The sequence below is a fragment of the Curvibacter sp. GW821-FHT01G03 genome (assembly GCF_059422285.1).
Genome location: NZ_JBWKWP010000005.1, coordinates 1 through 17196 on the forward strand (window position 1 = coordinate 1; position 17196 = coordinate 17196).

The 17196-nt window shown below is 58.9% G+C and carries 19 protein-coding genes and 2 pseudogenes; 10 read left to right on the forward strand and 11 right to left on the reverse strand.

Going from position 1 to position 17196, the window contains the following annotated elements:
* From AC07VS_RS07820 to AC07VS_RS07830, 3 genes and pseudogenes are all read right to left on the reverse strand, one after another.
* A pseudogene (locus AC07VS_RS07820) lies at nucleotides 1–256 on the reverse strand (IS3 family transposase); the annotation flags it as partial.
* On the reverse strand, nucleotides 253–570 hold the full coding sequence (locus AC07VS_RS07825) for a transposase (protein ID WP_494750625.1): 318 nt from the start codon (nucleotides 568–570) through the stop codon (nucleotides 253–255). The pseudogene AC07VS_RS07820 and the gene AC07VS_RS07825, both read right to left, overlap by 4 nt.
* Before the next feature lie 467 nt (nucleotides 571–1037).
* Nucleotides 1038–2969, reverse strand: a complete 1932-nt coding sequence (locus tag AC07VS_RS07830) for an acyltransferase family protein (RefSeq protein WP_494750626.1) — start codon at nucleotides 2967–2969, stop codon at nucleotides 1038–1040.
* A 195-nt stretch (nucleotides 2970–3164) separates the two neighbouring features.
* Here AC07VS_RS07830 and AC07VS_RS07835 point away from each other — a divergent pair, with 195 nt between their 5' ends.
* The gene (locus tag AC07VS_RS07835; RefSeq protein ID WP_494750627.1) at nucleotides 3165–3647 is read left to right on the forward strand and encodes a hypothetical protein; all 483 of its coding nucleotides are present in this window, start codon (nucleotides 3165–3167) and stop codon (nucleotides 3645–3647) included.
* A gap of 213 nt (nucleotides 3648–3860) precedes the next feature.
* Here AC07VS_RS07835 and AC07VS_RS07840 read toward each other — a convergent pair whose 3' ends face one another.
* The 5 genes from AC07VS_RS07840 to AC07VS_RS07860 form a co-directional block, all read right to left on the reverse strand.
* Entirely contained in the window at nucleotides 3861–4385 is a 525-nt protein-coding gene (locus AC07VS_RS07840) for an NUDIX domain-containing protein (RefSeq protein WP_494750628.1), read from the reverse strand.
* Complete coding sequence (locus AC07VS_RS07845; RefSeq protein WP_494750629.1) at nucleotides 4385–4696, reverse strand: hypothetical protein; 312 nt, start codon at nucleotides 4694–4696, stop codon at nucleotides 4385–4387. Before AC07VS_RS07845 ends, AC07VS_RS07840 begins: the two co-directional genes overlap by 1 nt.
* 548 nt (nucleotides 4697–5244) lie before the next feature.
* Entirely contained in the window at nucleotides 5245–5370 is a 126-nt protein-coding gene (locus tag AC07VS_RS07850; RefSeq protein ID WP_494750630.1) for a hypothetical protein, read from the reverse strand.
* Between the two features lie 610 nt (nucleotides 5371–5980).
* The gene (locus AC07VS_RS07855; protein ID WP_494750631.1) at nucleotides 5981–7273 is read right to left on the reverse strand and encodes a type II toxin-antitoxin system HipA family toxin; all 1293 of its coding nucleotides are present in this window, start codon (nucleotides 7271–7273) and stop codon (nucleotides 5981–5983) included.
* Complete coding sequence (locus AC07VS_RS07860; protein ID WP_492346588.1) at nucleotides 7274–7609, reverse strand: helix-turn-helix transcriptional regulator; 336 nt, start codon at nucleotides 7607–7609, stop codon at nucleotides 7274–7276.
* A gap of 232 nt (nucleotides 7610–7841) precedes the next feature.
* Between AC07VS_RS07860 and AC07VS_RS07865 the strand changes: the two are divergent.
* Nucleotides 7842–8110: pseudogene (locus AC07VS_RS07865) on the forward strand (IS66 family transposase zinc-finger binding domain-containing protein); the annotation flags it as partial.
* Between the two features lie 176 nt (nucleotides 8111–8286).
* Complete coding sequence (locus tag AC07VS_RS07870) at nucleotides 8287–8928, forward strand: Fic/DOC family protein (RefSeq protein ID WP_494750632.1); 642 nt, start codon at nucleotides 8287–8289, stop codon at nucleotides 8926–8928.
* Here the strand turns inward: AC07VS_RS07870 and AC07VS_RS07875 are convergent.
* From AC07VS_RS07875 to AC07VS_RS07885, 3 genes are all read right to left on the reverse strand, one after another.
* Nucleotides 8912–9079, reverse strand: coding sequence for a hypothetical protein (locus tag AC07VS_RS07875; protein ID WP_494750633.1), 168 nt, complete (start codon nucleotides 9077–9079; stop codon nucleotides 8912–8914). The two genes, AC07VS_RS07870 and AC07VS_RS07875, sit on opposite strands and share 17 nt — an antisense overlap.
* 396 nt (nucleotides 9080–9475) lie before the next feature.
* Entirely contained in the window at nucleotides 9476–9757 is a 282-nt protein-coding gene (locus tag AC07VS_RS07880) for a type II toxin-antitoxin system TacA family antitoxin (RefSeq protein ID WP_494750634.1), read from the reverse strand.
* Nucleotides 9758–10370: 613 nt separating this feature from the next.
* On the reverse strand, nucleotides 10371–10604 hold the full coding sequence (locus tag AC07VS_RS07885; protein WP_494750635.1) for a helix-turn-helix domain-containing protein: 234 nt from the start codon (nucleotides 10602–10604) through the stop codon (nucleotides 10371–10373).
* A gap of 272 nt (nucleotides 10605–10876) precedes the next feature.
* Here AC07VS_RS07885 and AC07VS_RS07890 point away from each other — a divergent pair, with 272 nt between their 5' ends.
* The 7 genes from AC07VS_RS07890 to AC07VS_RS07920 all read left to right on the forward strand — a co-directional run bounded on the left by AC07VS_RS07890 (nucleotide 10877) and on the right by AC07VS_RS07920 (nucleotide 17177).
* Complete coding sequence (locus AC07VS_RS07890; protein WP_494750636.1) at nucleotides 10877–11062, forward strand: hypothetical protein; 186 nt, start codon at nucleotides 10877–10879, stop codon at nucleotides 11060–11062.
* A gap of 258 nt (nucleotides 11063–11320) precedes the next feature.
* Nucleotides 11321–12643: a dicarboxylate/amino acid:cation symporter gene (locus AC07VS_RS07895; protein ID WP_494750637.1), complete on the forward strand. Its 1323-nt coding sequence runs from the start codon at nucleotides 11321–11323 to the stop codon at nucleotides 12641–12643.
* A 50-nt stretch (nucleotides 12644–12693) separates the two neighbouring features.
* Complete coding sequence (locus tag AC07VS_RS07900) at nucleotides 12694–13860, forward strand: ABC transporter substrate-binding protein (protein WP_494750638.1); 1167 nt, start codon at nucleotides 12694–12696, stop codon at nucleotides 13858–13860.
* Nucleotides 13861–13961: 101 nt separating this feature from the next.
* Nucleotides 13962–14441 (forward strand): RidA family protein, encoded by a 480-nt coding sequence (locus AC07VS_RS07905; protein WP_494750639.1) that lies wholly within the window; start codon nucleotides 13962–13964, stop codon nucleotides 14439–14441.
* Nucleotides 14442–14461: 20 nt separating this feature from the next.
* Nucleotides 14462–15412, forward strand: coding sequence for a dioxygenase family protein (locus AC07VS_RS07910; protein WP_494750816.1), 951 nt, complete (start codon nucleotides 14462–14464; stop codon nucleotides 15410–15412).
* 68 nt (nucleotides 15413–15480) lie between these two features.
* Nucleotides 15481–16278, forward strand: a complete 798-nt coding sequence (locus AC07VS_RS07915) for an SDR family NAD(P)-dependent oxidoreductase (RefSeq protein WP_494750640.1) — start codon at nucleotides 15481–15483, stop codon at nucleotides 16276–16278.
* Nucleotides 16279–16295: 17 nt separating this feature from the next.
* Nucleotides 16296–17177, forward strand: a complete 882-nt coding sequence (locus tag AC07VS_RS07920; protein ID WP_494750641.1) for a beta-keto acid cleavage family enzyme — start codon at nucleotides 16296–16298, stop codon at nucleotides 17175–17177.
* The last annotated feature ends 19 nt before the right edge of the window (nucleotides 17178–17196 follow it).

Below are 17196 nucleotides of genomic sequence, written 5' to 3' on the forward strand. Positions count from 1 at the left end.
AGCCCTTGATCTGGAAGATGCGCTGCACAGTATTCTTGTTGAAGCCAAGCAGGTGCGCCACTGTCCGATAACCGAAGGAGGGGTTCTCTTCGATCATGGCCTTGATGGGTTGAACCAAGTGTTCTTGAACCTTGAGCGCCGATTTGGTGCTGCGGTAGTACACCGTGCGCCGCGGAATCTGGAACCACTGGCACAGCTTGACCAGGCTGACCGCAATCCCGTCTTCTGCCAATCCCTGCTGAAGGCTGAGGATCATTTCTCGTCCTCGTTGCCCAGCAGGGAGGCCAGCTTTTTTCTGGCACGCAGCTCCAACATCGCTTCGCCGTAGGCCTGCTGCAGATCACTGAGCTGGCGTTCGTACTGCTCTTTGATTTCCAGGGGTTTGCTGCGCAGCGCGTTCTCCATGCCGCGTTTGCCTTCATCGACCCACTGTTCAACCTCAGATGGGTTGAGGTCGTAGGCCTGGCTGGCCTCTGAGACCGTGGTCTTGCCTTGAATGATGTCCAGGACCAAAGCCGTCTTTCTCTTGGCCGTCCAACGCTTGATGTCGTCTTCCATCAGGGTGCTCATCTGTGTTTCCTTTCAACGATAACACCTGAGCAGGAAATCACTGGGTCAATACAGTAGGGTACTCATGTCCACGCTAATCAGTGCGAGCATGAGTACCCTTCAATTTCTCTGTTGAATTCAGCCTTCGCGTACACCAGCCCACTTGTGGGGCAGTAATTCCGTAATCCGGCTGACCTTGTGCGTGGACAGTCGGTTCAGCAAGTTATGTCTGGAGTTTAGCGGAAGATGGAAAAGTAGGTGCTACCGACACGACGAAATGTTTACACTGTAAAGAAATTCAGAAAACAGCAGCTAAGCCGTTGATTTATATAGGAAAGGGGTGCCTAAAGCAGGCCATATGAGGGAAAACGTATCGAACCCCGGTGAACTGGGCGCGTGTAGCCTTCAATTGGCGCGCTACAACGGCACCACTATTTGGTGCCCTAGCTTGGGATTTGAATTTTTTGGGGACGACTAGTTAATTTTTATCATTGGCGTCCGCTTAAATTGATAATTTCTCTTGCTACCAAGTCCGCACCTTTGATTGACAAATGATCTGAGTCAAAGTAGTAAGAGATGCCTGCTCTCGCTGCATAGCAATTGGCATTTTGACAAAATAAAGAGGTTGTATTCATTATTTTTATATTGGAAGGTATTTCTGCTATGTGGTTGTTTAGGTAGCTATTCCTTCGCTGCCACCATTCGTCGGAGGTGCCAATAATTTCATCGAATTGATCTCTTTGATTAAATATCAAATCGTCGATCCGTCGTCTAATTTCGGGTGCTTGCAATACTATAATTACATTTTTCTTTTTTTTGGAAAGGTGCTCTAAAAGTCCAATGTAGGAGTTCCATATCTTGGTTTGATTATCGGGTGAGACCTGACTCGGTAGTTCGGGATAAAATCCGTCATGCTTTCCAAAAAGATATTGATTTATGCGGTAAGAAACAATGACAGTGCTGATTTCGGGGGTTCGATCTAGGTAGTCAACAACTTCTTTGGTCCAGCGTGAGCATGATGTTTCTTCAATCTGTGTGTTGTACCAGTACGATGGAGAGCAGCCACTAAATGTGAGTTGCTTTACTCCAATGTTTGAGGATCTTAATTGCCCAGCTAATGCGTATGATAGTTCAACCCCATGACTATCGCCGAAGACCGCCCAAGTGATATGGGTTCCAAAAAATTCGCATGCTTTTTCTGGTTTTATGTAATTGTCGCCTCCGGTATGGCAGGCTTCTCGTTTTGGACTCGGTATAGCTGTCTCCATTAAGTGTATCTGCCCTTTGTTTAGTCGGAGTGACATCCATCCGTTTGAGATGAAACCATGAATTCCTAGAACTAGAAAGAATGAGCCGCCTATTGCTCCGATGAGTAGTATTTGGTGGATATTGAACTTAATTTTATTTCGAAAAGGTTGTTCAATGTATCTCCAACTAAGATAGCCGGCAGCCAGTGATGCTGCCGCTAGTAATAGCATAGAAGATTTTTCAAATTGGATGTCTGAACTGCGAATGCGTGCAAAGGCAAGTATGGGTTGGTGCCATAAATAGGCGCTGTAGCTTATTAATCCAATTCCAGAAATAATTTTACCGGAGAGCAGTTTTCCTATTAACGTTTCTTTTGTTGTGAAAATTATGACAAGCGCGGCCCCAATTGTTGGAGGTAATGCGTAAAAGCCCGGAAATGGAGTATTTTTATTATATGTGAAAACTGGAGTTAGTATTAATATGGCTCCAAGTATGCTAGCTATCTGTGATGTGGTTTTTTTAAATTGATACGCGTTGGGGTCGCTCAGAAAAAGTGCTGTAAGCGTCCCAATGATAAATTCCCAAGCCCTGCTCGGAAGCAAGTAGAAGGCTACATCGGGATGGTGTCTTTGACTATATTCTGAAAATGTGAAACTAACCGCAAAAATGCAAATTAATATTAAATGGATAAATCTCTTTCCAAGGCGCCTTAATAGTATTAAGAGGGCTGGGAATAAGATGTAAAACTGTTCTTCAACCGCTAGGCTCCAGGTGTGTATAAGCGGCTTTACCTCGCTTGCAATGTCAAAATAACCTGCCTGTCGCCAGAAAAAAATATTTGATAAAAATATTGGTACAGACGCCATGCTTCCAGAGAAGCTTTTCGCATCGCTAGGGCTTAGCCAGCACCATGCAAAAAATAGTGAGGCGAGCATAGTAAAGAAAAGTGCAGGCAATATTCGCCTTGCACGCCTCTCGTAAAATGAAATAATCGAGAATTTGTTTTTCTGGAGATCTTCAATCAAGAGGGTTGTGATCAAGTAGCCGCTGATGACAAAAAAGATATCAACACCTACAAAGCCGCCGCTAAAAGTTTTAAAGCCGGCATGAAAAATTATAACTGGAACAACAGCGAGTGCTCTTAGTCCATCTATCTCTTTTCTATACTCCATATATGCTCTCTGATTTTGGAATGTGTGCGCAGTAATTGCGCCAAAATTTGATCTGTGTCGGTTGGATTTTTATTGTTGAAGCACGGTGCTCATGATGAATATTTTATTCTATTTTTTGAGGCGACGATATCTTTTAAAGTATTATTTCTAATAAGGTATTTAATATTGACCGTATTGTGAATGTGTCGAGGATTTTTGGATGAGAATGCTTCGTTAGGTGAGTTCGGCTGCATCGCTTACACCTTGTTTTATAAAATAACGAATAATTGCCGGTGGTATTTAATTGCTATTTTTGAAAAACCAACTGCGTCGCTTGATTTAAGTAATCAGTTTGTCGCAGATGAAGTCACCAGGGTGGCTGTTGTTCATCACAATTCCGACCACCTTCGCCGCGGCCAGGTTTACCTGAGTGTGCCTCTCGGCAGCAAAAAATGCCTCGGCCTGGTCAGCCTGGGTCAAGTCCAGCTCGACATGCTTGCGCGCCCGCACGACGTCTCCCTGGGCTTGCCGCAGCCGTTACCAACGGCGAGCCCATTAGGCCTCGGTGGCCTGCCATGTAAATGCGTTGTTCGTTGCCAGGACTCATCCCTGATTCCCCTGATTTTGTTAAATGGTTCACGCAGGGCCATTATTATCAAAATTTATGTACAGCTACTTACAAACCCTAGGTTGTTGTAAATCACGAAGGTAGTTTTGGCTGAAGTGATGCACCTCGGGGCTGGCCAGGGCCTGCTGCAGCGGCCATCAGCGCCAGGCTTGGTGTTGGGCGTCGCGGTGCGCGGGCTCAAAGCTTTCGGGCACATGCAGCAAATGGGCCAACGCCACATAATGCGTGGTGATAGCCTGTTGGGCAGCAAAACTATCAGCATAAAAATGCTCATATGCCCCAAGCTATTGGGGTTTAATGCAGCCTTTTATCATATTCCGCGTAATCCCGATTTCAGATTCAGCAATGCACCGCATGGCGTGTTGCGTGGTTTCATTTTTATAGATTCGGCCCCCTGGCACAAACCAGTAGCCCTGGGCGGGCCGGTTGGTACGCTGGCCCAGCAAAATATGGCTGTGGTTGCGCACCACCACCAGATCAATCGACACCAATGGTGCAGACTGCACCACGGTGGCAAAGTCGCTCAAAGGCAGGTGACCCAGGATGGGGCCTTGGGGTGCGCCAACTGGCGGTGCCGAGGCGATGGCGCTGGGGGGGGGGTGCGGTCGGTCATGGTGGTGTTCTACCAGAACAAGGTGGCCTGATGGTGAGGGCGTGGGGTGCCGGGGCTTGCTATCAATCCCCGTGGGTTGTCGCCAGGTCTGCCGCTTGAGGGCGCCCACAACAGCAAAGCATGGCTGTGGCTTCATCAACCAATGGATGATTGGACTGCAACCGTACTTGATGCGCATTATTTTGGGTTGCCCCATCACTCTTCAAAAAACTTGGTTTCTTGATAATCTGTATCTTGCTTTGGTGATCGCAGTTTTGAAACGATATAAAGCGACAGCATTACTGGCCAAAAGATCGCATAAAGCAAAAGCTGAAACATCAATGAAATGACTTTGTTGAGTATTTTCCAAAAAAGCAGCTTTCCGGTCTTTTCTTCAAGGTCATCGGGCAGGTCAATCGACGAGTGTTTCCATTCGCTGATATGGTTGTTTGCCTCTCGCACCATATTGATGATGAAACCCAGCAGCCCAATGAACACATAGAGCAAAAACATGGCATGCGTTGTCATGGTCTTCTCCGTTGTCATTTTCGGCGGTGGTGGGCCGGGGTGGTGCCGGCCCACCCCGTGTGGCAGCACGGCTTGTGACTGGTGCGGGGCCGGGTAGGGGGCTTGCCTGGCGCTTGCGGGCCCAGGCTTGGGCGCGGCAAGGTGGGGTGCTGGCCCGTGCCGCGGGGGCTGCCTAGCCTAGCGGGCCCGGCGGCGGCCGTGTGCAAGGGGCACGGCGGGGCATCCACCGGGCCCCGTGTGCGGTAGTGGGCAGGTGCGCCTATACACGGTTCGTTGTTAGAACTCATCCCTGATTTCCCTATTTTTGTTTAATATTTCACGCTTTGTCATTATTGCCAATGTCTTGGCGGCGTGGCATAGAAATCATCAGTGAGGGCCCACAAAGAAAGCTGACTTTTAGATGGTGGTGCACAACACCTATTGATTTTTATAGTTCAAAAGTCGCTGAAAACAAGCTAGTCAATGCGTTGCTTGGTAGCCGCCGGTGCCGGGGGGCTCATGTGGGGGGGGCTGCTTGAGTGGCGCTCACAAAACTTCAACGCAGGCCGTCAAGGTTTTTGTTTTAAAGCCACAACCTGTTGATCAGCCCATTGACCCGGGCATGGGCCCATCAGCGCATGGGGCTGCGCATTTAATGGTTTAAACACGGTTGAATCGATGGTTTCAAAACCCATGTTTTTGCAATTCAATGCTTGCTTGAATCAAGGCCATTTTGAATTCCCTTGATTGGGGGTTGAATGGCCAAGGGTTGTCTGATTTGGGTCTTGATTCGTTGCCCTGAAAGCCCTGCCCACCCTCACGCCCACCCTCACGCCCACTCGCACGTCCACCAGTACGCCCACCAGTACGTCCACCCGCACGCTCATTGATTTTTAGGCGCATTGCCGGCCCCAGAATGCTCAAGGCAGGCATGGTGCAGGCCAGGGCTACGGCTTGGGCCGTGGGGCTGAGGCTCAGGCCCCGCACAGTACCCCAGAACACGCCGCCGGGCAGATGCAGCCCTGTACGGCAAGCCGGGGCCCGCTGGGGCTTGTACTGCTTGCTGATACTGGCCGCATGGGCCGGCACGCGCTACAGGCTGCAGACAACGAGGCCCAGCCAGGCTCGGGTGGGCTGGTGGTGCGCATCATGCAAGGCAAGACCACGGCCACTGAGGTCAGCCGGGGCTTAGGTACTAAATCCGTCTGTGATTGAGCAGTGGGTCGATATAAGCAAGCTCAACATTTTGTGCTGGTACCCCCCCCCCCTTGGGGACACGAGTCAATACCGTGCTCAAACCTGACATCAACGTCCAGCAAGCGACTGAGCTATCTCTTCGGCCAAGGCTGGCGGCACGCCGGCCTCGTTCGCGAACTGCGGCCATCGCGCCACCGCTGCGCGTATGTCTGCAATGGTGTCCTTGCAGACACCCAGCAGTTCGTAGCGATCTGCGACCTCTCGAAAATCCAACTCGGTAATGCCCTCGAACTTGCCATTCACCGACATCAGGTGCTGCTTGAGCCACTTATTTTCGGGATTGAAGGCAAAGGTGATGTCATAGGCGGGAGCCAGTTCCCAGGCATGGCCCCGGCGCAAGAGAAAGGAAAAGTTCTTGGTGTGATCATCATGGTTGGCCGCCAGCACATTGAAGATCATGCGGCGCAAGATCTCTTGCATGGATGCCCGATCCAGTTCCAACATCTGGGCTGTCTGAAACAGTTGGTGATAGCTATGGGTGCCGATCTGGTTAAAGTCCAGATGTGCCATGGCGCACAGCGTCTGCATGTGGTGGCGTTCGTTGCCGCTGCGGTCAAAGCGTCGAGTCATGAAGTGTGCCCGGCCTTCTTCCTCAAGCAAACGGCACTCGGTCATGTCAAGGCCCGCAGCCTTGGCCATGAGCGAATAGGCGTATTCGATCCGGCCGTAATGGCGGCCCAGGCCCAACTGTGCGTCGGCCCCCATGCCATCGAACTTGAGCAGCCAAGCCTGGAAACCATCGGGGATGTCGAACTGGCCCGTCCGTACCTCTTGGGTTTGAGGGTTCCAGGCGATAGTTGCCTTGGCTCGGGCTCCACCGGCCGAGGTGCCGACCTGGATGATCTGGCGCAGCACGTCGCTCGTATGGTCACTGTTGTCGAAGTCGCCACTGATGGCACTGCGGGCCTGGGTCACCAACGCGGACATCTGCAGTGCCGAGGGTTGAGTCTTTGATGGCCCGCGATTGGGTCTGAAGGTCAAGGCACCCATGGAGCGTTGGCCCATGTAAGCGAGCCGATCCAACGCCGTGATGTTGTTGATGTTCATGCCACGGTCGGCCATCCAGGCGTTGATCAGGGCGTTGCCGAATTTGTCGGGTAAGGCGTCGGCGATCATTGCCGGTAAGCGGTGGTAGGTTTCCGTTGGCAGACTCAGGAATTCGAAGGGTTCGCTACCCAGTGCGAGGGGCATCTGCAGCGGAGCGAGCTCGATGCCCGAGCGAAGAAACCTGGGCTCATACTCGAATGCATAGAACCTTGATTCGGGGTTGAACGCAACAGCGCCGACTTTGTGGCCCCATATTTCAACGCTGACGGCTTCCACGGGTTTGAACGATGCCATCTAGCGATCCTTCGGTTGGCTGGAGGTGAGGACGCTGCGGGAGCCCCGTTGACGTCGGGGCGTTCCTTGGGCGATCTGCAAGGGACTGATCTTCACCGGGGGGCGAAAGCTGGTTAGCCAGTCTTTGCGCCCTAGCGCAACAGCCACCCGGATCAGCGACTCCACACGGCCGCCGCGTCCCGCCTCCAAGGCGCGGATGGTCTGGTCAGATACCCCGGCGCGAATGGCAAGGTCGGCCATCGTGATGTTCTTGCGCAGCCGCTCAGCCCGGAGCTGCTCACCAAGCCAAGCTTCGAGCTCGGCTGGAGAGGCATTGAGATCAACAAGTGATGACATAGCAGGGTTTATCTAGAAAAAACTGGATCAAACTATGAAAAATAATAGTTTAGCTCATGGCTAATAAAAGCCTATAGTGATTTAACCTATGAAATTTCATTCCTTGAAATGACTTGGCTTGTTAACCTACGAAAATTCATTGTTTATGAGATTTTTGTAGTTGAGCGCGACGAATCCCAGGAATGGGTCGTGGGCGAGCGTCGAGCACAGGTGAACAGACGAAGCACGCTACTTGTTTGAAGAAGCCGTTCAAGCCGACATCGCGGCGCTGGAAGAAGAACTGGCCGAGTTGAAGGCCGCACCTCAAGCTGCACAGGTGCCCAAGCAAATCCCCAAGCGCCAAACCTTGCCGCCCTAGCTGCCCCGCATCAGCATCAGTCACGAGCCCAGCGCCACGGTGTGCACCACCCCAGGGTGTGGCGCCCACTCAAACGCGTCGGCGAAGACGTCAGCGAGAAGCTGGACTACACACCCGGCGTGTTCACCGTGCAGCGCCATGTGATTTTTAGGCGCAGTGCCGGCCCGAGAATGCTCAAGGCGGGCATCGTGCAGGCAAGAAGGGCTGCGGCTTGGGTCAGGCCCCGCACAGTACCCCAGAACACGCCGCCGGGCAGATGCAGCCCTGTACGGCAAGCTGGGGCCCGCAGGGGCTTGCACTGCTTGCTGATACTGGCCGCATGGGCCGGTACGCGCTACATGCTGCAGACAACGAGGCCCAGCCAGGCTCGGGCGGGCTGGTGCTGCGCAATCTGGCGGGCATCACGGCCGTTGACGACATGAACGACCTGGAGCTGCAGTTGCTGGCCCAGCTTTATCAAAACGTGCTGGTTGACGAGCTGCCAGACCAGGCCCTGTCGGTGGCCGACATCAAGCGTTGGCACCGGCGCTGGCTTGGCAATGTGTATGCCTGGGCGGGGCAAGAGCGCTCGGTCAACATGAGCAAGGGGGGCTTCAGCTTTGCGGCGGCGGGGCAGATTCCGCGCTTGTTGGCGGGCTTTGAAAAGAATGTGCTCAGGCGCTACACACCTTGCGACCGCCACACGCCAGCGGGCCTGGTCGAAGCCATTGCCGTAACGCATGTCGAATTGATCTTGATCCACCCGTTTCGTGAGGGCAACGGCCGGCTTTCACGCTTGCTGGCCGATGCAATGGCGGTGCAAGCGGGGCACAACCCGCTGGACTACAGCAGTTGGGAAACACACAAGAATGGCTATTTGAGCGCCATCCACGCCGGTGTGGCCATGAACTACGAACCCATGAAGTTCTGGGTTCGAACCGCCCTGAACCTGTGGGCCGAAAGCCCTACGCCGCCAACTTGATGTGGGCAAACCGCTGCTGGCTGGGCTGCTGCAGTTTTTGCTCTAGCTTCTGGATGTTCTGGCCCGTTTCGATGGCGGTTGAGCTGGCCACGGCCCGACGCAGGGCGGCCATGCTGGGCTTTTTGCGGGCGTTGGTGGGGCGCGGTGGCATGGCTTAAACCCGGTGAAGTTGTGCCCAACAGTTTAGCGAAAAGTGCCGGCCAAAGCAGCGCATGCCCACTACTTGCCACCGCCCGCAGGGCCTTGCGCCCATGAGGTGTGAGGGTTTGACGGTTAAGGCGCAGCGCGCAGCCAGGGCCAGGATTGGCACCGGGGCTAGCCATTCAATCGGCATCTCGGGCCGCTGCCTCAAGTGTGTCGATCTGACCAACGGTCAAACTGAAGTAGCCTGCAATGCGATCCCCATCGCCCACGACGAAAGTTCTTGCCGAGCCGCTGCTTTGACCTTGGCGTGAGTGTCGCAGCAGCCAATCGGTGAGTGTGGGCTTGCCGCAGTCAAAACCTTCCAGCCGGTGATGCGCGTCTAGCGGCTCCGGTGCCGACACACTCATTTTTCAGCCCAGACAGGGCGCCGCGAGAACAGGTCTGCCAAGCCGGGGTTGTCCGCCTCCGGACGGTCCAGCATTTCTAGAAACGCCTGGTACTGGCTGCCTGAGACCATGAACAATCGCTGGTCCAGCAGTGTCTGCTCGGCTGCCTGGTAAGCGGCTTCGAGACTGAAATCAGTCAACGATTTGTGTGCGACTTCGGCCGCGCGGCGCAACACGGCTTCTTGTTCGAGTGTCGCGCGCAGCCCCAGCCGGGCCGAACGTGGGGTGGCTGCAGCCATGGTTAGCCTCCTTGTTGCGTACATCAGGCGCAATGTTGGTACAAATGACGCAAATCATCTGCCGAATCGTCTCGTACCTGGCTGCAAATGGGTGTGCAAATGCAGCGGCAAATGCAGCGGTAAATGCCTGCCGTATCAGCATGAGGCCGCTGTCGACCAGGTGCCGACACAGGCACTGCAGCGCCCCATTCCGCCCGCCCAAACCGCTAGACTCGCCACAGGTAACTTGCCTGGTCTCCTGGGGGGTGGCCAAGGTGGTTCCTAATTCATAGTCGCTGCAGCCCGAAAGGGTTGGTGCAAGCAACACCCGCATAGTGCGGCGCAATCTCTCCGAAATGAGGTTTTGTCACGTCAGAATTCATGGCTTTCGGTTTTACCGGGGGCTTCGCTTTCGGACGGGATGACCAGAGCGGCAACGCTTGGTGCACGGCTTTGTTCGGGTTGCCAACATTCCGACCACTCTGATGTCCGTAATAAGACCGAGGGTGGTTTGCAGTCTCACTGTGGAGTACTGAACCATGCCATACGGCCATCTCAGGCCCAGCAATCGCGCTGCTGCCGCTCCCTATCCCCCACCTTTTGTTGCCAGGCCTTGCGCTGCGGGTCGCCCGCCTTACCCGCCCTGAGCGCGCGCCTGCGCTTGCAGGGGCAGCAGTTGGTGGATCAAGGTAGGCGGCGCCTGCTTCAGGGCCTGGGCCAGGCTGAGCAGGCTGGCGAGGGTGGGCTGGCGTTGGCCGTTTTCAAGCAGGCTGATGTAGTTCTTGCTCAGGCCTGCTTCAAAGCCCAGCGCTTCTTGACTGAGGCCTGCAGCCTGCCGGCGCTGCTTCAACGCCAAGCCAAATGCCACGGCAATTTCCATTCGTACCTCTAACTTGAGTTGTGCAAATCGGATTGCTTGTCTGGCGGCTGATTGTCCAACCCGCGTTGGATTTTTGAGCCAAAGCTTGTTGCTTCAGCACGGCCATGACCAGGGCCTTGCACCAACCTGAGTGCGTTGCGGCCAGGGCGCAAAGGGTTCCGCACCCCGTTTGACGGGGCTGTTTTGCAATCCAGTGAATCAAGGTTTTTATGAAACGCTTCTTTCAAGAGGTAGGGATTTCTGTTGCCGTTTTTTGGCCCTTGGCTGTATTTGCGCAGGCTCAACAGCCGGTATCGCAAGCGGCGCTGGCGCCGGCCCCCGGCAGCAAGGGCTCGGCGCAGTTGTTTGGCTTGATTGATGTGTCGGTAGGCCAGTACCTGAGCGAGGGCGGGCCGCGCACCACCGCCATGGGCAACTCAAACCATGCCAAAAGCCGCCTGGGGTAAGCGCTTTGAGGTTTACGCCACGGCGGCGCGCATCCGCAATCAGGGCGGGGCACGCATGGCGGTCAGTGCGTTGGTGCCAGGGCAGGCCAACGCCGCATCAACTGGGTTTGAGCTGGGTTGGTCTTACTCGTTTTGAGCTTGGGTTTTTCAAAGGGAGACAGTGATGAGCAATGTCATTTTGAACGCAGTGCTGCCCACGTTGATGCAGTCGGCGCAGCGGCTGGATGCCGAGTTGCACGCCCAAGCAGGGGGTGCCTCATGAGCCCGCACGCTGCCACCATGGGGGCCCGCATGGGCGCCAAGCCAGGCCGCAAGCCCTGGTACCGGGTGTTGTACATCCAGGTGTTGCTGGCCATGGCCCTGGGCATTGTGCTGGGCCACCTGATGCCGGGCTGGGGCGTGCAGATGAAGCCCCTGGGCGATGGCTTCATCAAGCTGGTGAAGATGGTGATTGCGGTGGTCATTTTTTGCACCATCGTGTCGGGCATTGCCAGCATGCAAGACCTCAAGAGCATGGGGCGCACGGCGGCCAAGGCCATGCTGTACTTTGAGGTGGTGTCGACCATTGCGTTGCTGATCGGCCTGGGGGTGGCCAACTGGCTGCAGCCGGGTGCCGGCCTGCATGTCGACCCGGCCACGCTGAACGCCAAAGAAGTGATGGGCTACGCCGGGCAGGCCAAACAGCAAAGCGTGGTCGAGTTTTTGCTGAATGTGATCCCCAACACCCTGGTGGATGCATTTGCCAAGGGCGACATCTTGCAGGTGGTGCTGGTGGCGGTGTTGTGCGGGGTGTCGCTGTCGGCCATTGGCGAGCGCGGGCATGGGGTGCTGCAGGGCATCAACGGCGTGTCGGCCGCGGCATTTGCGCTGGTCAACCTGATCATGAAGCTGGCCCCCCTGGGCGCCTTTGGGGCGATTGCCTTCACGGTGGCGCGCTACGGCTTGGCCTCGCTGGGGCCGCTGCTCAAGCTGATCGGCACGTTTTACCTGACCTCGCTGCTGTTTGTGGTGGTGGTGCTGGGCGGCATTGGCTGGTGGGTGGGTTTCAGCATCTTCAGGTTTCTGGGCTACATCAAAGAAGAGATCTTGCTGGTGCTGGGCACCAGTTCTTCAGATGCGGCGCTGCCCAGCCTGATGCTAAAGCTGGAGGCCCTGGGCCTGCCCAAATCACTGGTGGGCCTGGTGGTGCCCACGGGCTATACCTTCAACACCGACGGCACCAGCATCTACATGACCCTGGCCGCCCTGTTTGTGGCCCAGGCCATGGGGGTGGAGCTGAGCTTTGAGCAGCAGTTGTCGCTGTTTCTGGTGGCGGCCCTGACGTCGAAGGGGGCCAGCGGGGTGCAGGGGGCGGCCTTCATTGCGCTGGTGGGCACCTTGTCGGTGGTGCCGAGCATTCCGGTGGCGGGCATGGCCTTGATTTTGGGGATTGACCGCTTCATGAGCGAGGCGCGGGCGCTGGTCAACATGATCGGCAATGGCGTGGCGACGCTGGTGATTGCCCGCTGGAACGGCGTGCTCACGCGGGAAGAGCTGCAGCAAAGGCTGCGCCAGGTGGCCGAGCACGGGGGGGCACCATGAGCGCGCGGGCCCCAAGCCGCTGGGCCTGGCGGAGAACCTGCCGGAGGGCCGTGGCGGGCCTGCTGGCCTGGGGGCTGGTCGCCTGCGCGGTGGGCCAGCCCGGCCCGCCTGCCCCATTGCCCCCGGCGGCAACAGCCGCCCCCGCCGAACCCGAGGCGCTGACGGTGATGGTGTTTGAGGGCGCTTTCAACCTGCCGCTGTGGGTGGCGCAAAAGCAGGGCTATTTTGCGGCGCAAGGCTTGCAGATCATCGTGCAGCCGGCCCGTGGCTCGGTGCAGGTGGTGGAGGCACTGCACACCGGGCAGGCCCAGCTGGCCTTGATGAGCGTGGACAACGTGCTGGCCTATGCCGGCGGGCAGGGCGAGTCGGCCCAGGCCCGGGCCGGGGCGGATCTGGTGGCTTTCATGGCGGGCGACAACGGCTTGTTGTCGCTGGTGGCGTGCCCCGGCGTGAGCCGCGTGGCCGGCCTGCAGGGCCTGCGCCTGGCAGTAGATGCCCAGACCACCGGCTTTGCCTTTGTGGCGCGCGAGCTGGTGGCCCGCGCCGGGCTGGCGGTAGGCCCCGGGCCGCAGCAGGTGCAGGTGCTGAGCGCAGGGGGCACTGCGCAGCGCTACCAGCAACTGGTGCAAGGCCGCTTTGAGGCCACCTTGCTGCGCCCCCCTTACGAGCGGCTGGCGCAGCGCCAGGGCTATGGCGTGCTGGCCAGGGGCACCGATGTGGCGCCGCATTACCTGGGCACGGTGGGGGTGGTGCGAACGCCCTGGGCCCAGGCCCACCCGCAGGCCGTGATGGGCTTTTTGCGGGCCTACCGCGATGCCCTGCACTGGTTGCAGCAGCCCGGCCACCGGGCCCAGGCGCAAGCCTTGTTGCAACAGCACTTTGCTGAGCTGTTGGCCACCGATGCGGCCGCGGTGCTGGCCGACCTGCTGGCGCCGCAAGGGGGCCTGAACTTTTCGATGGCCATCGACCTGCAGGCCCTGGCCGCGGTGCAGCAGCTGCGCCAGGTGCACGGGCCGGCGCAGCCCAGCGACCCGGCTGGCAAGGCCCCGCCCGCGGTGCCGGTGGATTTGCGTTGGTGGCAAGCCCTGCAGCTGGAGGCCCCGCCCGGGGGCCGCACTGCAGGGGGGGATGGACCGGGGCACCCGGGGGCCGAACCGCCAGGCCAGGTGAGTGGCGGGGTTGTGTGTTTTTCAAGCTGTACTGAAGGGAGCGAGTGATGAGTCAATTCAAATCAAACCAGACCAACTTGTGGGCATGGGCCGGGCGGCGGGGCCGCCGGCCGATGGGGACTAGATTGGGGCTTGCGTTGGGGCCAACGTTGGGAAAAACGTTGGGGCAGGTACTGGGGCTGGCGTTGGCCCTCGGCCTGGCAGGGACGGCCCAGGGGGCCGAGCACCTGCGCAAGAACGCCTACCAGACCGACCGGGCGTTTTCGCCAGGGGTGGTCACCGAAGGGGGCAAGACGGTGTGGCTGGCGGGCTCGTCGGCCCTCAAGGATGCGCAGGGCAACGACATCGCCTACCAGTTTGATGCGCAGCTCAAGCGGGTGTGGGAGCAGATCGACGAGACCCTGGCCTTGCAGGGCGGCCGCCTGAAAGACGTGGTGACGATCACGGTGTACCTGCTGGACCCGCGGTTGGGCGACAAGGTGGTGGCCTCGCGCAAGGCCTTGTGGCCAGACGGGCGTTACCCGGGCAGTGCCTTGATCACCGTCTCGAACTTTGCCAAGCCCGGCATTCTGGTCGAGATCCAGGCCGTGGCGGTGATTGGTGACCGCCGTGCCGAGGTGGCCCCATGAGCGCCGCCACGAGTGCCGCCATGACCGCCCCCGACCTCAAGCCGACAGGCGCAGCCGACCTGCAGGGGCTGGTGCTGCCCACCACCCCCGAATCGTTGTGGCCGCTGGTGCAGCAGGCCATGCAAGGCACACCCGACCCGCGGGCCCGCACGCTGTTGCTGGGCCTGACCGAGTGCCTGCACCGTTTTGTGCTGGCGCACGCCGTGACCGAGGCCGAGTTTGAGCAGGCCCTTGATTTTGTGGTGCGCCTGGGCCAAGCCACGGGCCAGAACACCAATGAGGTGGTGCTGGCAGCCGATTTGCTGGGTTTGTCCACCCTGGTGGCCTTGATCAACAACCGCCCGCTCAAGGGGCATTCAGAGGCGGCGTTGCTGGGGCCTTTTTGGCGCGCGAACGTGCCGTTTTACCCGCTGGGCAGGTCGATCGACCAGGCCCAGGGTGACGCGCCCGAGGCCAGCCGTGATCCGGCACGGGGCATGCCCCTGCAGGTGAGTGGACGGGTGTTTGGCGCCGATGGGCAGCCGCTGGCCGAGGCGGTGGTCGACGTGTGGCAGGCCTCGCCCGTGGGCCTGTACGAGAACCAAGACCCGAGCCAGCCCGACATGAACCTGCGGGGGCGGTTTTTGACCGACGCGCAGGGGCGCTACCACTTTCGCAGTTTGCGGCCCGCGGGTTACCCGGTGCCCACCGATGGGCCTTGCGGCGAGCTGTTGCGCCTGCAGCAGCGCCACCCCCATCGGCCGGCGCACCTGCACTTCATGGTGTCGGCCCCGGGCCACAAGGTGTTGGTGTCGCAGGTGTTTGCCGACGATGCCGCCACCCTGGGCAGCGACCCGGTGTTTGGCGTGACCGAGGGCCTGGTGGGGCACTTCAAGACGGTGTTGCAGCAGGGGCTTGAGCAGGCCGAGCTGGCGCAGGACTTTCACCTGCTGCCCGGTGTGCCGGTGTTCCCGGCGCCGCCCATCCCTTGAGGGCCGGCCTGCCCCCCGGCGGCCTGGGGGCGTGGCGCTGTTTTGTTTTTATTTTTTGAAAGCCTTTCATGGAACATTCTCAATTCAAACCCATGCGCAGCCTGGAGGGGCGCCACGTGGTGATTGCCGGGGGCACCGGTGCGATCGGGTTGGCCACGGCCGCCCGCCTGGGCCGCCTGGGGGCGCGCTGCGTTTTGCTGTACCTGCCGACCCCCGGCCAGACTGAGGCCGACGACCCGGCCCGGGCCCGCGCGGCCCAGCAAGCGGCGGCCTTGCCCGGCCAGGGCCATGGGGTGGTGCCTGCCCAGATCACCGACACGGCCTCGCTGCTGGCCGCGGCCGAGCAGGTGAGTGCCTTGCTGGGGCCGGTGCATGTGCTGGTGAACAGCGCCGGGTACACCCGGGCCGTGCCTACCGCCGACCTGAATGCCCTGAGTGACGAGTTGATCGACGAGATGCTGCGGGTGAACTTCAGGGGCGTGCTGGCGACCATTCGCGCCTTTGTGCCGCTGCTTCAGGCCACGGGCGATGGCCTGATCGTCAACATCTCATCGATTGCTGCCTTCACGGGGGTGGGCAGCAACCTGGCGTATGTGGCCGCCAAGGCGGGGATCGATGTGGTGGGCGATGCCCTGGCCCGTGCGCTGGCGCCCAGGATCAGGGTGGTGTCGGTGTCGCCGGGGGTGATCGACACCGGATTTGTGCCGGGGCGGGCCGACGACTTCAATGCCAAGGCCGCGGCCAGCCTGCCCTTGCGGCGCGTGGGCACGGCCGACGACGTGGCGGCCGCCGTTGAAGCCTGCGCCACCACGCTGCGCTACACCACGGGCGGGCGCATTGTGGTGGACGGCGGGCGCCACCTGTGACAGTCAAAGGACCTGACATGCGCAAGACCTTTCTGACCTGTGCCATCACCGGCAACCTGACCCGGCCCGACCAATCGCCGTACCTGCCGATCACGCCGCAAGAAATTGCCGAGGCCAGCCTGGATGCCGCCGAGGCGGGGGCGGCGGCCGTGCACATCCATGTGCGCGACCCGGCCACCGGCCAGCCCTCGATGGAGGTGGGCCTGTACCAAGAGGTGGTTGAGCTGATACGGCAGCAGAACAAAGGCCTGGTGATCAACCTGACCACCGGGCCGGGCGGGCGCTTTGTGCCCGGCCTGGTGCAACCCCGTGAGGCCGGCCCGGGCACTACGCTGTTGCCGCCGCTGGAGCGGCTGCGTCACATCGAGTTGATTCGGCCCGACATCTGCACCCTCGACTTGAACACCATGAATTCTGGCCAGGAGGTGGTGATCAACACCCCGCGCACGGTGCAGGTGATGGCCGAGGCCATTCGCGCCTGCGGGGTGATGCCTGAGCTGGAGATCTTCGATTCGGGTGACCTGCACCTGGCCACCGATCTGATCGCCCGCGGCGTGCTGCAGGGGCCGGGGCTGTGGTCGTTTGTGCTGGGGGTGCGCTATGGCTTTGCGGCCACGCCGGCCACGCTCATGTATGCCCGCAGTCTGTTGCCCGCCGGGGCGGTGTGGTCGGCCTTCGGGATCGGACGGCACGAGTACCCGATGCTGGCCCAGGCTTTCTTGCTGGACGGCCACCTGCGCGTGGGGATGGAAGACAACCTGTACCTGGCCAAGGGCCAACTGGCCTTGAGCAATGCCGAGCTGGTGAAAAAGGCCCGCGAGTTGGTGAGCGACCTGGGGGGCAGCCTGGCCAGCCCCGCCGAGATGCGCACGGCCCTGGGCTTGCGGCCGGCAGGTTAGGGCAGGTGCGGTGCCTGAA

What these genes read in the sequence shown, in the direction of transcription:
- AC07VS_RS07895 (WP_494750637.1), top strand. Translation starts at nt 11,321, where the DNA reads ATGAGCCCGCACGCTGCCACCATGGGGGCCCGCATGGGCGCCAAGCCA.
- AC07VS_RS07875 (WP_494750633.1), bottom strand. Translation starts at nt 9,079, where the DNA reads ATGCCACCGCGCCCCACCAACGCCCGCAAAAAGCCCAGCATGGCCGCC.
- AC07VS_RS07880 (WP_494750634.1), bottom strand. Translation starts at nt 9,757, where the DNA reads ATGGCTGCAGCCACCCCACGTTCGGCCCGGCTGGGGCTGCGCGCGACA.
- AC07VS_RS07870 (WP_494750632.1), top strand. Translation starts at nt 8,287, where the DNA reads ATGGGCCGGTACGCGCTACATGCTGCAGACAACGAGGCCCAGCCAGGC.
- AC07VS_RS07840 (WP_494750628.1), bottom strand. Translation starts at nt 4,385, where the DNA reads ATGGGGCAACCCAAAATAATGCGCATCAAGTACGGTTGCAGTCCAATC.
- AC07VS_RS07860 (WP_492346588.1), bottom strand. Translation starts at nt 7,609, where the DNA reads ATGTCATCACTTGTTGATCTCAATGCCTCTCCAGCCGAGCTCGAAGCT.
- AC07VS_RS07915 (WP_494750640.1), top strand. Translation starts at nt 15,481, where the DNA reads ATGGAACATTCTCAATTCAAACCCATGCGCAGCCTGGAGGGGCGCCAC.
- AC07VS_RS07910 (WP_494750816.1), top strand. Translation starts at nt 14,462, where the DNA reads ATGACCGCCCCCGACCTCAAGCCGACAGGCGCAGCCGACCTGCAGGGG.
- AC07VS_RS07850 (WP_494750630.1), bottom strand. Translation starts at nt 5,370, where the DNA reads ATGGGTTTTGAAACCATCGATTCAACCGTGTTTAAACCATTAAATGCG.
- AC07VS_RS07855 (WP_494750631.1), bottom strand. Translation starts at nt 7,273, where the DNA reads ATGGCATCGTTCAAACCCGTGGAAGCCGTCAGCGTTGAAATATGGGGC.
- AC07VS_RS07920 (WP_494750641.1), top strand. Translation starts at nt 16,296, where the DNA reads ATGCGCAAGACCTTTCTGACCTGTGCCATCACCGGCAACCTGACCCGG.
- AC07VS_RS07830 (WP_494750626.1), bottom strand. Translation starts at nt 2,969, where the DNA reads ATGGAGTATAGAAAAGAGATAGATGGACTAAGAGCACTCGCTGTTGTT.
- AC07VS_RS07845 (WP_494750629.1), bottom strand. Translation starts at nt 4,696, where the DNA reads ATGACAACGCATGCCATGTTTTTGCTCTATGTGTTCATTGGGCTGCTG.
- AC07VS_RS07825 (WP_494750625.1), bottom strand. Translation starts at nt 570, where the DNA reads ATGAGCACCCTGATGGAAGACGACATCAAGCGTTGGACGGCCAAGAGA.